This window comes from Vibrio sp. J1-1, from assembly GCF_021728395.1.
Lineage (GTDB): Bacteria > Pseudomonadota > Gammaproteobacteria > Enterobacterales > Vibrionaceae > Vibrio.
The window spans coordinates 562262-580566 of record NZ_JAKKCM010000001.1 but is presented as its reverse complement, the minus strand read 5'-3'; the positions used below and the strand labels follow the sequence as shown (position 1 = coordinate 580566).

Below are 18305 nucleotides of genomic sequence, written 5' to 3'. Positions count from 1 at the left end.
TTCAGTGCCTTTTTTTACATTTAGGCGAAGCATATTCCGACTCAGCACCTTCGTCACTATCAGCTATGACTCATTTAACTGACTTTAAATTTCATCCACACTTGTGAACGCCAGCGTCTCGCCATGATGATGCCACGAACCCATTCATCCAAAGCAATCGCCATCCAGGCTCCCATTACGCCGTAGCCCATATGAATACCAAGCACGTAAGAGAACAACACGCCTAAGCCCCACATACTTACGATACCCATTTGCACCGGGAATTTAATGTCGCCTGCGCCTTTTAAACCAGCAATAAAGATCAGGTTAAACACACGTCCAGCTTCCAATAGAATTGACCCCAAAACCAATGAGCCAGCAAGAGCAAGGATTTCAGGCTGATCAGTGAATACACGGAGAATGTCTTCTCGGAATATGTAAATCACGGTCGTCGCAACAGTAGAAGCAACAAAGCCCACCAAGAAATAAACCTGAATGCGCTTAAGGATGCTGCTCACCCAACCTTTGCCAATGTAATAGCCGGTTTGAATCTGTGCTGCCTGACCAATCGCCAGTGCAAAGGCAAAAGAAAAACGCGCAATATTCTGCGCATAGGTAAATGCCGCCAACGAAGCAGTGCCCATTTGTACCACAAAGTAAACGATACAGATTTGGGCAATGTTGTAGGACAACACCTCACCCGCATTCATGCCACCAATCTTCAAAATCTTTTTATAGATGTCCGCCGGCACTTTTTTCATGGTCGACATTGGTAACTGGATACTCGAACGCGCCACAACCACCAACAACATCAATGTACCAACGACTTGGCTCACGACGGTTGCAACAGCAACACCCTCTACGCCATATACGGGTAAACCAAACGGCTGATATAGCGCGATGTAATTACCTGCAATGTTTAACACCCCACTGAGCAGGTTAACCACCATTGGGGAACGCGAATAACCGTGACTACGCAGAATCGTGGTGAGCACGATGCCAATGGTGACATTGAATGTCAGCGAGCCGCTGATCAACAAGTAATTGCGCGCGTATTCTTCCACTTGGGCTTCAAGGCCGTAATATGGCAAAAAGAATATCGCACCAAGTACCGCTATCACGCTGAGAAAAACACCCACAATCACCGACAGAACAACACTCGCAATACCAACATCGACCGACTCTTTCTCTCTGTCAGCACCATTGTATTGCGCAATTAAGATGCCCGTCCCACTGCTAACAAATGTTGAAACAATAATCAGAAAAAACGTCAACTGGGTGATAACCCCAACCGCTGATACCGCTTTGTCTGAGTAACCACTCAGCATGAATACATCACTGGTTCCTAAAGCCGTCCTTAGCAAAATTTCCACGAGTATCGGCCAAGCGAGTGTCACGATGGACATGCGCTGGCTGATGTTCTGGCTTTTAGGCATAGTTGTAAACCTTCACACAATGAAAAACTGCTTCACAGGAAACTGTGAAGCAGTTTAAGAAAATAGCCATTCATACTTGAAATGGGCGAAAAGTTGCTATGCGCAAATTTTATTCGCATCTCGGTCACAACAGCAACAAAATTTCGTCGAACAGAGTAATTTTTTCCTTATCTCACGGGCACTCATTGACGATATGAAAGGCACTTTCTCTACGTATACAAAAAACAATAGAAGAGAAGCGTACGACCAACGCTAGACATCATCGTCTTCTAAAAAATTTCACGACAATTCAATTACTCATCGTCATATTCAAAATGATTTACTTCACAGATAGCCGAAGTTTTATTCTATCTAGCGCTCAGTTAACAACTAGAATAGAGGTAAAACTATTAAATAGGGATACAAGATGTCGACATTGGCAGGGGCACGCTTAGAAGAGATGGCGGATATACGTGCAACGAGGAAAAAGAAGATTGTTTTTATATGTTCTAGCATCGCTGCCACTTGCCTAATCTATGGTGCGATTGTTCAATCATTTGAACAGCACTGGGGGCTGTGTCTGCTTCATTCTTTATCTGCAACGGCCTGCTTTACGATTTGCTACATGATAAAAGTACAAAAACACCACCAGTATGCCGATCTATTATTAAGCGCCGTGATCATGCTAGAAGGTTTGTTGTTACTGCTTTTTAATGATGCGCCTTCAGGGAAACTTTTGTGGCTGTATCCGATCGTCGCGACACTCATTCTCATCAACGAGTTTAAAGTTGGACTTCTCTTTAGCTGCACTTACATACTTTCTATTTTCTTCGGCATCGCTTTTCTGGATAGATTACCAACCGCGACTCCCATGATTGAATACCGGTTTATGTTGACGTTGATTGCAATTAGCTTTGTATGTCATACATTTTCTTATTACTACGCCAAAGTTCTGAATTACATTCAGGTCCTCTATCGAGAAGGCATTGAAGAGCTGGCCTATTTTGACCAACTCACCAGTTTGGCGAACCGCTGGAGCTTTGAAACTTGGGCAAGGCAGAAACTGAATGAAATCAATCGTTTTAACACCAAAGGTTTAACCGCCGTTATCTTTCTTGATCTCGACAATTTTAAACTCATCAATGACAACTACGGCCATGACGTTGGTGATCACGTTCTAAAGACATTTGCATCTCGATTGAAAGAGAGCGCTCGCTTAGCTGCCCACACTCCCCCGAAGAATGATTATTCTATCGCTCGGTTTGCCGGTGATGAATTTGTCCTGCTACTATACGATGTGCCTAACAAAGAAAGTTTGGACGAAGTGTTAAAACGCATTGTTAATGTATTCTCAAACCGCTCTCTAGATTACGACCTCATTAATAAAATTACGATGAGTGTTGGAGTGGCAATTTATCAACAAGATGCAAACGACTTATCTGAGCTGATTCGATGTGCAGACAAGGCCATGTATGTGGCAAAACAGACCGGAAAGAATCAGTACGCGTATTATGAGCATTGCACGCAGGCAGAAGAGTTGAACCGCCAACCATTAATTCAACAAGAAGTTGGAGAGGCTTTTTAGATCGGCGAGCGAATGCTCATAAGACACTAATAAGCAAACCTATACATCGCCCATAAACCAACGAACAGAATAACCAGCAACCAGATTACTTGGCTTGCTCGTCTGGGCTTTCCTTGTTGCGAGGTATTGTTAGGTTTGAAAGCTTGTTGACTCAATTTAACCACCAGGTCTTTCTCTAGTGCTCGTTTGTATGAGTCTCGCCGCTTTTGTGCAGCGTTCGCCACCGCAGTGAAGCGCTGCCTTTGCTCTGTGGTAAAATCCTTTACCTCGTAACGAGGAGGGAGATCGGTGTGTTTGCGTTGTACTGACATCAGTTCCTCCTTGGATTGATGAGTACACAATAAGTATACACACAAAAAAGCCACCCGAAGGTGGCTTCAATTCACGATTTACGACGGTGTTTTATAGATATTCACACAAGTACGCCGTTGCATCTTTAACTTGCAGTTCAAACGATGAGTTGCCTTCAACGTCGAAAGACTCACCGCTGTTGTATGTTGTCCAGTCCGTTTCGCCTACACGTTTAACAATAAGGGCACCTTTTACTACAGTCATTCGCTCTGGAGCTTGTGTGCCAAACGTATACTCTCCCGGAAGCATCACACCGACACTCACTTCTTGCTCGTGTTGACTAAAACCTAGTGACTTCACACCGCCTGCAAAATAGCTGTTTTCCTTGATACTCATTATCAGTTCCCTCATTAAAAATCTGACCTTTTTTACCCTGTTTTCCCCCACGACTCAAGCCCATAAAACCTTCTAATTTAAACATCAATGACAAATAGGTGCGTGATCAGGTTTTCTCACCATGCATAGCACGTCAAAACTGGTGATTATTTAGGCATGACAATTTGACGACTTTGAACCTGACTCCACACTCTCTTAAAGCCCCTTGCTGCACTAGTTCCCTTCATATTCAGACAAATAAATAAGTTCATTTAGATTCATCTTTAAGTGCGTAAACGATAAATACTTCTCGTGCAGAATATTTTTAGATTATTGACTCAAGATTGTATTTCCCGTGCAACAGCAAGTGCGTTTTATATCACTTCTCTCAAGTGACTCGAAAACCGCTGTAATTTTTTTTGACGAAAAAAAACTCTCTGAAATGCTGTGCGTGATGCTTTTGCACGTGGTAGTGAACTTTGGCGCAAGAGCAGATTATGTTTGTGATAGAACATGAATCTAAGGATAGAGAGACGTTATGATTCGATTTAACCTATGTGCAGCAGGAATTGCTTTCGCACTTTCAGGAGCGACAGTCGCCGCTCCGACGGCACCAAGTATTGATCTATATGGTTCCAACAACCTTCAGTTTTCTAAAATTGAACTGGCCATGGAAACCACGTCTGGTTACCACAGCATGGTGACTTACCATGACCAGGCAAAAATTACTGTAAAATTCAACCAGTGGAGTGGCTCAACTGGCGACACTTACAACATTTATTTCGATGGTATCCAAGTCGCCACTGGCTCAATTATCGGTAGCCAAACCACCGCCGAGTTCGAATATGGTCAAGGCGGCTTATACCAGATGGAAGTCGAAGCATGTGATGCAACAGGTTGTGCGAAGAGTGCTCCTGTTGAAATTACCATCGCTGACACTGACGGCTCTCACTTAAAACCGCTTACGATGAATGTTGATCCAAACAACAAATCGTACAACACAGACCCTAGCGTGGTGATGGGGACTTACTTTGTTGAGTGGGGCATTTATGGCCGTGATTACACCGTCGACAATATTCCTGCAGACAACCTGACTCACATCCTTTATGGCTTCATCCCAATTTGTGGTCCAAATGAGTCAGTAAAATCAGTTGGCGGCAATAGCTTTAATGCATTGCAAACCGCCTGTAGCGGCGTACCTGATTATGAAGTGGTTATCCATGACCCTTGGGCAGCATATCAAAAGAGCTTCCCTCAAGCAGGTCACGAATACAGCACGCCGATTAAAGGTAACTACGCAATGCTGATGGCGTTAAAACAGCGTAACCCTGATCTTAAAATAATCCCATCGATTGGTGGTTGGACCCTGTCTGACCCATTCTTTGATTTCGTCGACAAAGCCAATCGAGATACCTTTGTTGCCTCAGTTAAAAACTTCCTCAAAACGTGGAAATTCTACGATGGTGTGGATATCGACTGGGAATTCCCTGGTGGTGGCGGTGCGGCGGCTGACCGGGGTGACCCTATCAACGATGGTCCGGCTTATGTTGCTTTGATGCGAGAACTACGTGTAATGCTGGATGAGCTAGAGGCAGAGACCGATCGTACGTACGAGCTAACCTCAGCAATTGGTGTTGGTTACGATAAGATCGAAGACGTTGACTACGCAGATGCGGTTCAATACATGGATTACATTTTCGCCATGACCTATGACTTCTACGGCGGCTGGAATAACGTCCCGGGGCATCAGACCGCCCTTTACTGCGGTTCGTTCATGCGCCCTGGTCAGTGTGATGGCAGTGGTGTTGATGAAAACGGCGAACCATTCAAAGGACCTGCATATACGGCCGACAACGGTATTCAGCTACTTCTCGCCCAAGGCGTACCTGCCAACAAACTCGTACTAGGCACCGCCATGTATGGTCGTGGCTGGGAAGGGGTAACACCGGACACCCTAACCGATCCAAATGACCCAATGACTGGTACAGCAACAGGCAAACTAAAAGGCAGCACCACACAAGGTGTCTGGGAAGCTGGCGTTATCGATTACAAAGGCATTAAATCATTCATGCTGGGAGCAAATAACCCTGGGATCAACGGCTTTGAATACGGCTACGACGATCAGGCAGAAGCGCCGTGGGTGTGGAACCGTTCAACGGGTGAATTAATCACTTTTGATGACCACCGTTCCGTACTAGCAAAAGGTAACTACGCTAAAACGCTTGGCCTTGCTGGCTTATTCTCTTGGGAGATTGACGCGGATAACGGCGATATCTTAAATGCTATGCACGAAGGTATGTCCGGGGCGGTTGTTGAGCAGCCGAACCTTGCACCAAAAGCAACCGCTGGCGCAGATCAATCAGTAATAGGCCCTGCAACCGTGATGCTAGATGGCAGCCAATCCACCGACTCTGACGGTACGATCGCAAGCTACACTTGGGAGCAAATATCAGGTACAGCGGTAGTACTCACTAGTGCAAACAGCGCAAATGCAAGCTTCGATGTAGCAGAAGTAACCACAGAAGAGCAACTGACGTTCAAACTCACCGTGACCGATAACGAAGGTCTAAGTACTTCAGATCTTGTTGTGGTCACAGTGAAACCCGCGGGCGTTATCGAACCACCTAAAAACACCGCGCCAGTGGCACAAATCTCAGTGCCAGCAACTGCTAATGCGGGTGATATTGTGGTGATCGATGCATCGGCGTCTAGTGATGCCGACAATGACACACTAACGTTCAACTGGACGCTACCGCAAGGAGTTGCGGCAACAATCAGCGGGGCTAAAGTGACATTTACCGCGGCCGAGTACTCAAAAGATACGAGCCTAAACTTCACCGTGAGTGTGAGTGACGGTGAAGCATCCTCGACAGCAAATGCGACCGTAGTGGTTGCACAGCACATCACAGATCCAAATACGGGCGCATGTGATAACGCTTGGGATGCAGGTACGGTTTACACAGTTGGTGACCAAGTGACGCATGCTGGCAGTACTTGGGAAGCGAAGTGGTGGACTCTCGGTGACGACCCAACGAAGTCTGGCGAATGGGGTGTTTGGAAAGAAGTAGGCACAGCGAACTGTAACTAATCAGCGTTACCGTCTGCGAAAATAATCCATCAGCAAGATTTAAAGGACAAGGACATCACTCGCTTCCTTGTCCTTTATTTTTATAAAATCGCTACGCTATAGATTCGATTAAGCGGTCAAAGCTTTGGAATACTTGCTTACACTTCATGACTCGACCATGGCCTTGTCCCTGAGTGGTGACCAACTCAACATTAGCGATATCCTCTGCCGCTTTCGCTGAGATACTGTGCTTAGTGAACTTGTCTTGCTCATCGTGAACAATAATAGTCACCGACTCACGCTCAGAAAGGCGTTTAAGCGGGTCAATCGACTGTAACGGGTAATCAAACTGCGCTTCTACTTCGGATACCACCGCATTGAACAGTTTCATGGAATAGCCCGAACGCGCAATACTGCCAAACAAATTTTCTACATAGTTTAGAACGGGAGCGATAAGCAATAGTGGTTTGTTCTCTAATTTGCTGTGTCGGCATTCAAGCGCAGAGGCCGTCCCCATGCTGTGCCCGATCAAACCTGATATCTCTCCAACTGAATCCAACACATCCTCCAAACCTCGAATAAACCCAGGAATGTGGCCGTACTGACCTTCACTCTCACCGTGAGCTGGATGATCATAAGCCAGTGCGGTAAACCCTTTCGCGGCAATGTGTTCCATCAAAGGAAAAAACTGGCTCGCAGTCCCAGACCAACCGTGAGTCAGAACCCAAACAGGACCAGAGCCAAGAGAATAGGTTTTAATCACACCATCAAAGCCTTGGATCTCCCCTTTTACCAGCCCTTTCGGCTGCTCATTTTTAGGTTTAGTACGTACAGGCGTCAGAAGAAGCTTTCTTGCAGTGCTTTTAGCGTGTGAAGGTGCCAGTGTGTGGTGCAGACGGGTACTGATATTAACCAAGCTTCGTTTGACGCTAAAACGCTGCGAGGTGTTAAAGTAAATTTTATCACTCATGATTTTTCCTTTACTAGCAGCATAAAAAATAGAACGGTCGTGCTTTTTATACTGATAAGAAAAAGCGAACTCAGTCGCCCTCTCTAAATGTTTAATGGGTTTGTGTTTTAAATGAATTGAAACAGGATACTTACGCCTTCCAACGTGCAAACAAGTTATCTATCCCTTGCCAGAACAGTTTCTGACTCTCTGCCTCACCTTTGATCGAATAAAATACATGCGCGCTTAAATACAGCCCATACAAATCAAAGGTTGCCTGTTTGGTGTCTAAATCGCTTGAAAACTCACGATTTTCTTTTCCTTTCGCGATTTGTATTTCTAAGTAGCTCAGCCATGTATTAATGGACTTTCTCAATGCGGCTTGCAATGGACAATCATCCGCTGCGGCATCGTTCCAAGCATCAAGAAACATACAACTACCCTGAAAAGAGTGGTTCCAAGTCATCCAGGAATCTAACAACCCACGAATTTTTCTCTCCAGGTGGTCATCCCCTAGCTCCCGAACAGGCTCGATCACACGAGAGGTGAACACTTGATTCGCATGCTCTAGTACTGAGAGCTGCAAGTTCAGCTTAGAGTTAAAATGGGCAAACAAGCCACTTTTCGACATCCCACACAGCTTGGCCAGTTCACCAATGGTAAGGCTCTCTAGCCCCTCTTCACTGGCAATCTCAAAGGCTCTCTGCAGAATAAACTCTTTGGTTACTTTTCCTTTCTTCATAACAGTAGTTTTAGCACGGTCGTTCTTTTATGCAAGTTTTAGTGTTCTGGTCTAACCAATTATTGACGAGAACAAGTACAGCGATCGGTATATTGAGCTCCTAAATAGATATGAAAATAAGAAGTTTGAACCGTGTCTGATTCTTAGCCAGTACCTGTAGCAAAGAGAGAAAGAGTTGATTTTTTACGCATAAATTTAATTGCAACCTGTTACTTTATCTAAGTAATTTCATTTTAAGGTAAGTATTTTATGACAACAAAAAAGAAAATAGTCAGTTTAGAATTTGCCCGAATTATCGCCATGTTAGCGATCATTGGTCTTCACTGCCAAATGGCACTTACTTACTGGCAATGGGATGAAGTGCCCTGGGTTGGTTACATCCTTAATCAGATAGCTCGTTTCGCGGTTCCTCTGTTTTTTCTTATTTCAGGCTATTTGATCCAACCTAAGCTCAGCACGAATCCACTCGAAACAGTCAAACATTATTCGAAACCGTTAATCAGGATCTGGGTCGTGTGGAGTGTGATTTGCTTGTTGGTGCCTTTCCAATGGCAAACACTCTCTAAAGCAGGTTACTTAGCAGAGCGACAAGGTTACTGGGATTATCTGATGTTATCCCCGATTAACTCTTTACTTGAAGGGGGGTTAGTACATTTATGGTTCCTGCCAGCGCTCTTGATAGCCGTGGCTCTGATTGCTTTTTTAGTCAAAGCCGGACAGTCACGACTCCTACTACCCGTCGCTTTACTACTTTACGTGTATGGTGTTTTAGCAGGGAGCTACTCCACATTAACTGAACTGCCCTCTCCCTTTTTCACTCGCAATGGCCCTTTCTTTAGTACGTTACTGGTTGTGCTTGGTTATCTGGCTAGGGAAAAACAATGGCAATGGTCTAGCAGTAACGCCTTGCTCCTGATGGTGATTGGTGTGGCACTTCACTTTGGAGAGGCTTATGAGTTGATGCAGTACGACGTTGGTTTTAACACTCATGATTTCTTATTTGGGACAGTTATTTGGTCACTTGGTATTTTCATGTGGCTACTTGCTCACCCTGATTTTGGCAATATGCCATGGGTGCTCAAGTGGTCGCCAAGCATCTTAGGGATCTACGTTAGCCACCTACTAGTGGTAATTATCATGATGAATGTAGCGGGCATTCTCGAACTACAAGATTTGTTTAAAGATATTTTTATTTACTCAACCACTATTGTCGCCACATTACTTCTGGTCAAAGGTATTGAGGCTTCACCACTAAGAAAACTATTACTAAGATAAATCAATTAGATGCAAATCATCGCTTGCTCTGACACGTTCGTTAGGGCAAGCCAAACAAAAATGAGAGAGAGCTCTCACTAGGTAAAAATTTAGCTCTCTGAGCCTCAATAATTTTGTCGACACTCACAAAAAACATCGTACATTTCCTTTAGATTGGTCCGAATAATACAACATTGCTCATTTAACGGAGGCTGTATGTGGGCATCTCAAGGAATTACTCCTTTTTTAGAAATAAGCCATTGGCTGACTTACGGTTTGTATACCGCAGCCATTCTATGTTGCGTAGCGGGTATCGTGTCACTAAGAAAATAGTGGCATAAATACCCGACTCCTACCGTTAATTCGAGCTTTCTCACAACTAACCTCTTAATTTATGGCTAATATTTCTCCAACAAGAAAGGGAGAAATGTCTATGCCAATTTACCCAATTGCGGCTTTCTGCTGTTTGTTATTCTCAAGCAACAGCTTGGCAGCGGCCACCAATGATCTCAACTTAGTAAATTCTACCGTTGGCTATACCGCTCTGGTACTGTTCTCTATTGCTTATGCTCTGGTTATGCTGGAAGAGTATCTCAAGATGAGAAAATCCAAACCAGTGCTGCTCGCCGCTGGGTTAATTTGGATTCTAATCGGATACACCTTCACTCAACACAACCAACAGGATGTGGCTAAGGCTGCGTTAGAGCACAACTTACTTGAGTACGCAGAATTACTGCTGTTCCTGCTGGTGGCGATGACTTACATCAACGCCATGGAAGAGCGAAGACTCTTTGATGCCTTACAAGCATGGATGGTGGGTAAAGGTTTCAGCTTTAAAAAATTGTTTTGGCTGACAGGCTTCCTCGCGTTCATTATTTCTCCCATCGCGGACAACTTGACAACAGCGCTGTTAATGTGTGCTGTTGTGATGAAAGTTTCCGGCGACAACCCAAAATTCGTCAACTTGGCCTGCATCAATATCGTCATCGCCGCCAACGCTGGTGGTGCATTCAGCCCTTTTGGTGATATCACGACCTTAATGGTCTGGCAGGCTGGTCATGTCAGCTTTGCTGAATTCACCCCTCTGTTTATTCCCTCTTTGGTCAACTATTTGGTTCCTGCCTTTTTGATGTCAATGTTTGTGCCGAATACCAGACCAAATACCAAGCATGAACATGTGGAACTCAAACGTGGGGCTCGGCGTATTGTGTTGTTATTCATTCTGACTATTGCCACTGCCGTCTCCTTCCATGCGGTACTCCACTTCCCACCCGTCATAGGAATGATGATGGGCTTAGCCTACTTACAGTTTTTTGGTTACTTCTTGCGTAAAACTCTCAAACAATCCTTGGCAAAAAAAACCGCCATCGCCATCGCCAATGGGGACGAACACGCGCTGAAACGAATCGGCTCGGTGGTGCCATTTGATGTCTTCCACCGTATTTCACGGGCCGAGTGGGACACCTTACTCTTCTTCTACGGTGTGGTGATGTGCGTGGGAGGGTTAAGCTTGCTCGGTTATCTAGAGCTGGTTTCTCATGTGATGTACACCGAATGGAACCCGATATGGGCTAACGTAATGGTCGGTATACTTTCTGCCATCGTGGATAACATCCCAGTGATGTTTGCGGTGTTAACCATGCAACCTGATATGTCTATCGGTAACTGGCTGCTGGTTACGCTAACCGCTGGTGTTGGGGGTAGTTTACTTTCAATAGGGTCGGCGGCTGGCGTTGCGTTAATGGGCGCAGCACGTGGCCAATACACTTTCTTTGGCCACCTGAAATGGGCGCCCGTCATCGCTTTGGGTTACGCTGCCAGCATTGCCGTACACTTATGGATGAATGGCAGTCTATTTAGCTAACCCCTTTAACGATCTGATGGGTGGTTCACGCCATCCATCGCTTCAATCTCGCCTAAATCGTATGGATTAACGCCATCAAGACAGCCAACATTATAACCATATTCAGCCGGGTCTGAACGACGTTGATGGTGGGTATAAATACCACACTCGCTACAGAAATAGTGCTTTGCCGTATGTGTATTGAACTGATAAAGCTTAAGTTTTTCTTCTCCTTTAACAATTCGAATACCATTTAGGGGCACGGAAGCAACAATAGCACCACGACGGCGACACATCGAGCAATCACATCGTCTTGGTTTTTCAATACCATTAGGTAGTGAAAGCTCTAGTTCTACTTCTCCACAATGACAAACCAGCCTGTGCAAAGGTTTAATTTCTGCTTCTCCAACTCTCTTTATCATGACTTTTCCTTTCTTCTTTCTCGCTCAACTTTACAACGTGTACATTATGTTAAACAGACTAACAAAAATTCAATGTTTGTTGAAAACTCGACATTGGTCACTTTTCAAGACATTTTATGCGCAAGTAACCCAGACTTACGCTTTTTCAGTGACAATTGGGAGGCTAACGATGGAGTGTCTTCCTGAAGTATTGCCAACCTCCCTATCTCACCCGGCGACATAAAGTCATCAGGTTATATCAATTATATTACAAATATTTTGGTGGCCACATTGGCGACCGCATCCCTAACTCTAGCCGCCAATGTGGCTGGAAGGGCTTAAACCAAGGAAAAACTTTTATGGATAAAGATCATAGCATTAGAGAGAACCTCTTGGCTCTGACGCTGGGCAGTGCGTTGGTATCTCTGGGGGTTATTATTTTCAGCAAAGTCGGACTACTGACTGGCGGTACGGCAGGTTTAGCGATATTCCTCACCAAAGTGAGTGATTTTAGTTTTGGTCAAATCTTTTTTGCTCTCAACCTGCCGTTCTACATTCTTTCTGTTACACGTATGGGCTGGCGCTTTTCCATCAATACGTTTATTGCGGTGACGATTGTCTCTTTCGCGGTCGATCATCTGCATCAAGTTATCGAGATTTCAAGAATAAATATGGTGTACGCGGCACTTCTGGGTGGCGGACTGATCGGTATCGGAATGTTGGTTATCTTTCGCCATAAAATGAGCCTTGGTGGCTTTAACATTCTGGCTCTGTATCTACAGGAACGTTTCGGTATTCGAGCGGGTAAAGTACAGATGGCTTTGGATTGTGCCATTGTCATCATGTCACTATTTATAGTGGATGTTTACATCATCGCTCTATCAGTAATGGGGGCTGTCATTATCAATCTGATTCTGACCATGAATCATAAGCCTGGCCGTTACCAACCTAAACCTCAGGAAACATAATCGCCAGATATTGCTTAAAGAAATATAAAAAACCCCGAGCCAAAGTCTCGGGGCTTTTTGTAGGCAATGAAAATAGTGAGCTTATCTTCTGAACAGTCCAGTCTGGAGGCACTTTCAACTCACCTCGGTCACAGAGGCTTGCCCTGCTCCAAAGCCAGTAACTGCTGCTTACGCTCGACACCACCAGCATACCCTGTCAATTTCCCACTCTTACCAATCACACGATGACAGGGAACAACGATAGAAATCGGATTTTTCCCGTTGGCCATACCCACGGCGCGCACGGCTTTAGGGTTACCTATCGCATCCGCAAGCTGTTGATAGCTCCATGTTTCTCCGTAGGGAATGGTTGTGAGAGCATGCCAGACCTGGTGTTGAAAATCCGTCCCCGTAACCGCTAAAGGAAGATCAAACTCATTTCTTAACCCAGAAAAGTATTCCCCTAACTGAACAACCGTCTGATTCAGAACCGGATGATTATCATCGCGCTCACCCAAATCATCCGGTTTTGTTGTACAGGTTTCAAACCAAATACCAAGTAAGCCATCAGAGTTAGCTTGTATCGTCACGGTACCTAACGGGCTGGACATTTCGGTATAGATTGTTTTCATGATTGATTCCATAAATGAAAAGTTGCGTAACTTCCCCAAGGTGATGCGGTATGGCTGTTGAGAGAAGGGAAGCGCTGCATTACCTTTTTTACTACTAAGTCGTTATGCAAAAAACAGTCAGGTTGAGATTCTCCCCGAAGCTGGGCATAGCTCACGGTCCAGGGCCCTATTCCTTTTAGCTTCAACCATTGCTGAGGTTCCACTTGTGGATTATCCAACATAAATTGTGCAAAGGTCACTAACGTATTCTTACGACTTTGAGGCATGCGCAGAAAACTCACATCCGCATTAACGATGTCAATTGGCTCAGGAAAGCAACGAGCTTCTCCTTCTGCACTGAGTTGATCTACCAACAAATTTAACTGACCAATCGCGGCTTTAACCGAAACTTGCTGACCTAAAATTGCTCGAACACCAGCTTCCCATGTACTCCACACACCTGGAATACGAATCCCATGGCTCTTCACAATTCCAGGGGCAACATAGTTGAGATGCTGCTCTATCGCGCAAATATCAGCGTCAAGATCAAACATTCGACGAACACTGGTAACCAGACTTTGCAATTTGGCGACGTCTTCAATTTCGAAATCCAGTTCCAGATGGCTTTCACATTTCGTCGCTTTAAACCACGCTTTACTCCCTGTGATACAAACCGTACGGCTATAGCTATTTTCAGTCAGAACTTCCACCCCTTCTATCGCCCTTAAGCGATAAAAATTCAGGATATGCTGCCAATTAAACTCGCCGCGAAACGGTAACACGATTCTATTCGTTTCCATTTTTTCAAACTCATTCCGCCTTACCTGAGACGGTGTTAACTTGAGAAACTTTTGAAAAGCATCATTAAATCGACGTGTGCTGTTAAAACCAGCGGCAAAGCCCACTTCAGTAACAGACATAGAACTCGAATGCAGTAACTGTTTAGCAAACATCAATTGCTGATATTGAGCATATTGCTTGGGCGACATGCCCAGGTACTGTTCGAACAATATCCTTAAGTAACGATCAGAGATCCCGACACGCTCCGCAAGTTCACACACTGAGTGATGATGCAGCTCCCCCTTATCAATCATAGAGATAGCACGTTGAAACGTGGTTTCTACTCCTCTCCATGCCCATGAGCCAGGTGCACTATCTGGTCGGCAGCGCAAACAAGGGCGATAACCTGCCTTAATAGCCTGAGTTTTGTCCGTAAAGTATTCAACATTTTCTTCTTTCGGTAAGTTGGCTGGGCATATTGGTCGGCAGAAAATTCCCGTCGTTTTAACGCCAATATAAAATCGGCCATCAAAACGGCTATCACGTGACATACGCGCCTTTTGACACTGCTCAAACGTCAATGACGTATAGGGGTGTATAAGCATGATGCAGTCCTTGCTTGCACAATCTGAACGAGCAGTTTATATCTGCTCAATGGGCTATATGCTCATTGTAGAACGAGGTGCTTACTGAGGTTAGCCATTTTCGGAACTCAATATTGAGATTAATTGGCATTAGCGTATTTCTACACTAAAGTTAAGACCAGAACATCACAACAACGTCGGCTAAAAGGGAATTGGTATGGACTTACACACATGCGTAATTGTACTTAGAAACCAAAAAGTTATTACGAGTAAATCCGTTGATCATTCTATCGGAATAATTGAGCGAGACTCAAATAACGAGATTTCAGAAATTCAAATCAACGCGACTGATGGGGGTAATATTAGGACCTATCACTACAACAATGTAGAGGAGTCGCTTGAAAGTTTGATGAATCTCTAGTTCTTGTTCCCGGGGATGCCTCCTCCCTCATTAATATCGAAGAAATAGAGCACCTGCCCCGTGCTCTATTTTTTTGTTCTAATTTCATATCTCTAACACCACAGCTTCTTCCCTCACTTTCGAAAAAAATGACATAGTGATAAAAAAACTCGAGATATTTAGCAAAAATAAAGGCTAAATAAAACCTTAACAAAATGAATTAAAAAAGAAAAAGCCTTTAGTTCGAATTTATTGAACTAGAGAGTCAAATAACCCCAATTTTTTCTCGTACTAACCCGACCTAAACTGTGCTCAACAGCAAGGGAGAATGGACTCCCGCTCAACAAACATCAAATGAGGACAGAATCATGAAGGCACTTCTGCAAAAAATTACAGCATCAAACGCAGGTTTCAGCACATTGGCACTTCGCATTCCTATCGGCATCATCTTTATGGCACACGGCTCTCAGAAGCTATTTGGCTGGTTTGGTGGTTACGGGTTGGAAGGTACGGGTCAGTGGATGGCATCAATTGGCTTGAGTCCAGGTGTCTTAATGGCTTTCCTAGCAGGTAGTGGTGAGTTCTTTGGTGGTTTGTTTATTCTATTAGGCTTGCTTACTCGACCAGCGGCAACTGTTCTTGCTTTTACCATGCTTATCGCTATTTTTTCAGTTCACTTCGAGAATGGTCTATTCCTATCAAACAACGGTTATGAATTTGGATTAGCGTTATTGGCCGCGAGCGTATCTCTGATTTTTTCAGGTGCAGGTAAAGCCGGTCTGGATAACCTTTTAAACAAGAAGCTTTCTTAATTTATCTTCCTGGAAATACGGTTCAGAGTGCAATTCCACTCTAAACCCTGTATCTGAATACCAATACTGAGGAAACACAGATGTTCGACTTAGCGTAAACCAAGTATTCATGAACAAAGCCCCTGATGTCACTTCCATCAGGAGCTTTTCTTTTGTGTTCAATCCGCCGCAAATGATGGCTTATTCGTCAGACATTCCGGACCCAATTTGCTGCAAGCTGTATGCAGTTAGAGGATCAACATCCTTAACAATCTCTTCAACCTGCTTAATCGCCTCTACAGACGAACTGGCTTTGCGATAGCTCAAGTAAATAGGGCGATGCCAGTCTTCCACACCAGACACCTTATAGAGCTGCCCATTGGCAATAAATGGCTCAACAAGCGATATCGGTAAGTAGGCAGCCCCGCCTTTCTCTAAAATAAAATCCAGTGCAATACGCGCGGTAGATGTCCGCAAAAATGGAGCCGGGATCTTAGGGTGACGTTCCGAATGCTCAGAAGCAAAACGGGTGCCCCAATCAACGTACACGTATTTTTTATCAAATACCGTATCTAGCGAATCTTGTTCGGTAGACACCAGAACAAGCACGACATCAGCAACTTTTTTACAGTTCAGCTCATCCGCTTTTATCTGGTCAAAAGCAAATGCCATGTCCAGAGTACGCTCCAACAGACTACGACTCAGCATTTCACGCCCCATGACTTCCGCCATAAAGCCATAGCCACCAAAAGAATCGGTGACCACACTTAAACAATTCTGTAGATACGCATCCCAAATATTCGGTGTGCCACCTAAGGTAAGTTGTAGCGCTTTACCATCATCGAGTGACAGTTCCAGTTTGGCTTGCTGCAATGTAGTGACCATCACCTCAGCATAACTAATTAATCGCTCACCCGCAGACGTTAGCTTTATGTTATTGCGATCACGAATAAACAATTGAGTATCGAAATAACTTTCCAGTTGCTTGATGCGAGCACTGACTGCTGCTTGGGTAATATACAAGTTCTCAGCGGCACGCCCAAAGTGACGAACCCTTGCCAGCTCTAAAAATGTTCGAAAGACCTTTACATCCATAAACCATCTCCTGGTTAATATCAAACCAGATTAACAACTATTTAAAATCATGACGATAAAAAAAATTTGTTTTTCTTTTGTTAGCTTTACGCCTAATTTTCGCCTTAGTTCATTACATTCATCAATAACGGTTACAGAGGCTGTTGACATGTCTGACACTGAATTCCGTCATGGCAAAAAACGATTTTACGATAACGTAAAATTCCCACGCGGATTTGCAAAGTCTGGTGATTTTACTCTTGCAGAAGAGGAAATCCTAACAATTTATGGGGATACCATGCTTGGTCTGGAAACAGGCGAGTTAACACCTGAAAACAGCGAAGAGAAACACTTCGTTAAGGTGTTAGAGCACCCGGGCAAAGCAAAAACCAAAATTGAGCGTACGTGGTTGAAATACACTCAACTCGCTCGTGGTCGCAAGCGCTTCCATACGCTGAACGGACGTAATAAACCTGAAGCTGCGGAAGACTACACGGAAGAGAGTTTGGTTGAAGACGATTAATTAACCAGTATTACCAATTAATAGATAGTTAAGTCGAAGACTTAGACAAGTGTTCGTTCGCTTTATGGATGAACGCTTGTGATTTTTTCTTCTCCTAAAGCCCAAGGTCGCGTTCTCCCGAGGGCTTTATTTGAGTATCAAACCGTGCTGGTTTACTTGGCAAGCATCGCAATCTTTTTCAAAAAACTCTCCTTCAAGTGTTCCTGATCGTATTCAAGATTGTAGGTATTGTGGAAACCAATCTTTAATTCCACACCGTTTCCTCTCAAAAATACGTTGTAGCCATCGTAGTCAGAAAACGCCTCCACCCCTTCATAGATCTTACCAAACTCAGTCGGGGTACCATTGTTCATTACATTTTCGTATGCCGATAACACTTTGCTTGGATCTAATTCGTTTTTCATAGCGATTTCCTCACCAGTACACACGCCTTAATTATGGATAAGGAATTTACACCTCGCCATAATCGAGGTTATCCGAAATCAAAATATCCTCATGTCTGTCGATACTTATTACTTTTTCAGCGCTACCGCAAGAGCTCCCACCCGATTAAAACTTAATTTCAGGCATGAATTTTATCGCAATGCACTCTACGATAATAAGAGAAAAGAACCGCATCCAGGGCCGTACCAGTGTCATGAAATGGCTTACTTGTTGACAAAAACAACATTGGTTAAATAAAACGCAAATTTTT

Annotated in this window: 18 protein-coding genes; 8 read left to right on the top strand and 10 right to left on the bottom strand. The window is 44.3% G+C overall.

Translation table 11 applies throughout. The features are described 5' to 3' along the window. Positions 1 to 74 precede the first annotated feature (74 nt). Positions 75 to 1415 (bottom strand): MATE family efflux transporter, encoded by a 1341-nt coding sequence (locus L3V31_RS02475; protein ID WP_237314456.1) that lies wholly within the window; start codon positions 1413 to 1415, stop codon positions 75 to 77. A gap of 406 nt (positions 1416 to 1821) precedes the next feature. On the opposite strand from L3V31_RS02475, the gene L3V31_RS02470 reads away from it, so the two are divergent. Beyond that, positions 1822 to 2979: a GGDEF domain-containing protein gene (locus L3V31_RS02470; protein WP_237314455.1), complete on the top strand. Its 1158-nt coding sequence runs from the start codon at positions 1822 to 1824 to the stop codon at positions 2977 to 2979. A gap of 26 nt (positions 2980 to 3005) precedes the next feature. Here L3V31_RS02470 and L3V31_RS02465 read toward each other — a convergent pair whose 3' ends face one another. Both L3V31_RS02465 and L3V31_RS02460 read right to left on the bottom strand, forming a co-directional pair. Then, positions 3006 to 3290 (bottom strand): hypothetical protein, encoded by a 285-nt coding sequence (locus tag L3V31_RS02465; RefSeq protein WP_237314453.1) that lies wholly within the window; start codon positions 3288 to 3290, stop codon positions 3006 to 3008. A 91-nt stretch (positions 3291 to 3381) separates the two neighbouring features. Continuing rightward, positions 3382 to 3666, bottom strand: a complete 285-nt coding sequence (locus tag L3V31_RS02460; protein WP_014233458.1) for a pyrimidine/purine nucleoside phosphorylase — start codon at positions 3664 to 3666, stop codon at positions 3382 to 3384. A 517-nt stretch (positions 3667 to 4183) separates the two neighbouring features. Here L3V31_RS02460 and L3V31_RS02455 point away from each other — a divergent pair. Next, positions 4184 to 6733 (top strand): glycosyl hydrolase family 18 protein, encoded by a 2550-nt coding sequence (locus tag L3V31_RS02455; protein WP_237314451.1) that lies wholly within the window; start codon positions 4184 to 4186, stop codon positions 6731 to 6733. Between the two features lie 91 nt (positions 6734 to 6824). On the opposite strand, the gene L3V31_RS02450 is transcribed toward L3V31_RS02455, so the two are convergent. Both L3V31_RS02450 and L3V31_RS02445 read right to left on the bottom strand, forming a co-directional pair. After that, positions 6825 to 7682 carry an alpha/beta fold hydrolase gene (locus tag L3V31_RS02450; RefSeq protein WP_237314449.1) on the bottom strand — a complete coding sequence of 286 codons (858 nt, stop codon included), beginning with the start codon at positions 7680 to 7682 and terminating at the stop codon, positions 6825 to 6827. A 130-nt stretch (positions 7683 to 7812) separates the two neighbouring features. Then, entirely contained in the window at positions 7813 to 8403 is a 591-nt protein-coding gene (locus L3V31_RS02445; protein ID WP_237314447.1) for a TetR/AcrR family transcriptional regulator, read from the bottom strand. A gap of 249 nt (positions 8404 to 8652) precedes the next feature. Between L3V31_RS02445 and L3V31_RS02440 the strand changes: the two genes are divergently transcribed. Together L3V31_RS02440 and nhaD are read left to right on the top strand one after the other, a co-directional pair. Further along, entirely contained in the window at positions 8653 to 9678 is a 1026-nt protein-coding gene (locus L3V31_RS02440) for an acyltransferase family protein (protein WP_237314446.1), read from the top strand. A gap of 412 nt (positions 9679 to 10090) precedes the next feature. Beyond that, a complete protein-coding gene (gene nhaD / locus L3V31_RS02435; protein ID WP_237314539.1) occupies positions 10091 to 11521 on the top strand; it encodes a sodium:proton antiporter NhaD in 1431 nt (476 codons plus the stop codon). Between the two features lie 5 nt (positions 11522 to 11526). On the opposite strand, the gene L3V31_RS02430 is transcribed toward nhaD, so the two are convergent. Next, positions 11527 to 11922 (bottom strand): GFA family protein, encoded by a 396-nt coding sequence (locus tag L3V31_RS02430; RefSeq protein ID WP_237314444.1) that lies wholly within the window; start codon positions 11920 to 11922, stop codon positions 11527 to 11529. Between the two features lie 338 nt (positions 11923 to 12260). On the opposite strand from L3V31_RS02430, the gene L3V31_RS02425 reads away from it, so the two are divergent. Then, positions 12261 to 12869 carry a YitT family protein gene (locus L3V31_RS02425; protein WP_237314442.1) on the top strand — a complete coding sequence of 203 codons (609 nt, stop codon included), beginning with the start codon at positions 12261 to 12263 and terminating at the stop codon, positions 12867 to 12869. Between the two features lie 128 nt (positions 12870 to 12997). On the opposite strand, the gene L3V31_RS02420 is transcribed toward L3V31_RS02425, so the two are convergent. Both L3V31_RS02420 and L3V31_RS02415 read right to left on the bottom strand, forming a co-directional pair. After that, complete coding sequence (locus tag L3V31_RS02420; protein ID WP_237314440.1) at positions 12998 to 13480, bottom strand: methylated-DNA--[protein]-cysteine S-methyltransferase; 483 nt, start codon at positions 13478 to 13480, stop codon at positions 12998 to 13000. Further along, positions 13477 to 14844 carry an AlkA N-terminal domain-containing protein gene (locus L3V31_RS02415; RefSeq protein WP_237314439.1) on the bottom strand — a complete coding sequence of 456 codons (1368 nt, stop codon included), beginning with the start codon at positions 14842 to 14844 and terminating at the stop codon, positions 13477 to 13479. The genes L3V31_RS02420 and L3V31_RS02415 overlap by 4 nt, the downstream gene beginning before the upstream one ends. A 196-nt stretch (positions 14845 to 15040) precedes the next feature. On the opposite strand from L3V31_RS02415, the gene L3V31_RS02410 reads away from it, so the two are divergent. Both L3V31_RS02410 and L3V31_RS02405 read left to right on the top strand, forming a co-directional pair. Further along, the gene (locus tag L3V31_RS02410) at positions 15041 to 15244 is read left to right on the top strand and encodes a hypothetical protein (protein WP_237314437.1); all 204 of its coding nucleotides are present in this window, start codon (positions 15041 to 15043) and stop codon (positions 15242 to 15244) included. Between the two features lie 347 nt (positions 15245 to 15591). Beyond that, on the top strand, positions 15592 to 16035 hold the full coding sequence (locus tag L3V31_RS02405; RefSeq protein ID WP_237314435.1) for a DoxX family protein: 444 nt from the start codon (positions 15592 to 15594) through the stop codon (positions 16033 to 16035). A 180-nt stretch (positions 16036 to 16215) separates the two neighbouring features. On the opposite strand, the gene L3V31_RS02400 is transcribed toward L3V31_RS02405, so the two are convergent. Continuing rightward, positions 16216 to 17109, bottom strand: coding sequence for a LysR family transcriptional regulator (locus tag L3V31_RS02400; protein ID WP_237314433.1), 894 nt, complete (start codon positions 17107 to 17109; stop codon positions 16216 to 16218). A 148-nt stretch (positions 17110 to 17257) separates the two neighbouring features. On the opposite strand from L3V31_RS02400, the gene L3V31_RS02395 reads away from it, so the two are divergent. Further along, positions 17258 to 17611, top strand: coding sequence for a DUF413 domain-containing protein (locus L3V31_RS02395; protein ID WP_237314431.1), 354 nt, complete (start codon positions 17258 to 17260; stop codon positions 17609 to 17611). Between the two features lie 152 nt (positions 17612 to 17763). Here the strand turns inward: L3V31_RS02395 and L3V31_RS02390 are convergent, their stop codons facing one another. Next, a complete protein-coding gene (locus L3V31_RS02390) occupies positions 17764 to 18015 on the bottom strand; it encodes a DUF3081 domain-containing protein (RefSeq protein WP_014233443.1) in 252 nt (83 codons plus the stop codon). Positions 18016 to 18305 lie beyond the last annotated feature (290 nt).

Bases quoted from the DNA above. Each gene is read 5' to 3' on its own strand.
- L3V31_RS02475 (WP_237314456.1), bottom strand. From the start codon at position 1,415: ATGCCTAAAAGCCAGAACATCAGCCAGCGCATGTCCATCGTGACACTC.
- L3V31_RS02470 (WP_237314455.1), top strand. From the start codon at position 1,822: ATGTCGACATTGGCAGGGGCACGCTTAGAAGAGATGGCGGATATACGT.
- L3V31_RS02465 (WP_237314453.1), bottom strand. From the start codon at position 3,290: ATGTCAGTACAACGCAAACACACCGATCTCCCTCCTCGTTACGAGGTA.
- L3V31_RS02460 (WP_014233458.1), bottom strand. From the start codon at position 3,666: ATGAGTATCAAGGAAAACAGCTATTTTGCAGGCGGTGTGAAGTCACTA.
- L3V31_RS02455 (WP_237314451.1), top strand. From the start codon at position 4,184: ATGATTCGATTTAACCTATGTGCAGCAGGAATTGCTTTCGCACTTTCA.
- L3V31_RS02450 (WP_237314449.1), bottom strand. From the start codon at position 7,682: ATGAGTGATAAAATTTACTTTAACACCTCGCAGCGTTTTAGCGTCAAA.
- L3V31_RS02445 (WP_237314447.1), bottom strand. From the start codon at position 8,403: ATGAAGAAAGGAAAAGTAACCAAAGAGTTTATTCTGCAGAGAGCCTTT.
- L3V31_RS02440 (WP_237314446.1), top strand. From the start codon at position 8,653: ATGACAACAAAAAAGAAAATAGTCAGTTTAGAATTTGCCCGAATTATC.
- nhaD (WP_237314539.1), top strand. From the start codon at position 10,091: ATGCCAATTTACCCAATTGCGGCTTTCTGCTGTTTGTTATTCTCAAGC.
- L3V31_RS02430 (WP_237314444.1), bottom strand. From the start codon at position 11,922: ATGATAAAGAGAGTTGGAGAAGCAGAAATTAAACCTTTGCACAGGCTG.
- L3V31_RS02425 (WP_237314442.1), top strand. From the start codon at position 12,261: ATGGATAAAGATCATAGCATTAGAGAGAACCTCTTGGCTCTGACGCTG.
- L3V31_RS02420 (WP_237314440.1), bottom strand. From the start codon at position 13,480: ATGAAAACAATCTATACCGAAATGTCCAGCCCGTTAGGTACCGTGACG.
- L3V31_RS02415 (WP_237314439.1), bottom strand. From the start codon at position 14,844: ATGCTTATACACCCCTATACGTCATTGACGTTTGAGCAGTGTCAAAAG.
- L3V31_RS02410 (WP_237314437.1), top strand. From the start codon at position 15,041: ATGGACTTACACACATGCGTAATTGTACTTAGAAACCAAAAAGTTATT.
- L3V31_RS02405 (WP_237314435.1), top strand. From the start codon at position 15,592: ATGAAGGCACTTCTGCAAAAAATTACAGCATCAAACGCAGGTTTCAGC.
- L3V31_RS02400 (WP_237314433.1), bottom strand. From the start codon at position 17,109: ATGGATGTAAAGGTCTTTCGAACATTTTTAGAGCTGGCAAGGGTTCGT.
- L3V31_RS02395 (WP_237314431.1), top strand. From the start codon at position 17,258: ATGTCTGACACTGAATTCCGTCATGGCAAAAAACGATTTTACGATAAC.
- L3V31_RS02390 (WP_014233443.1), bottom strand. From the start codon at position 18,015: ATGAAAAACGAATTAGATCCAAGCAAAGTGTTATCGGCATACGAAAAT.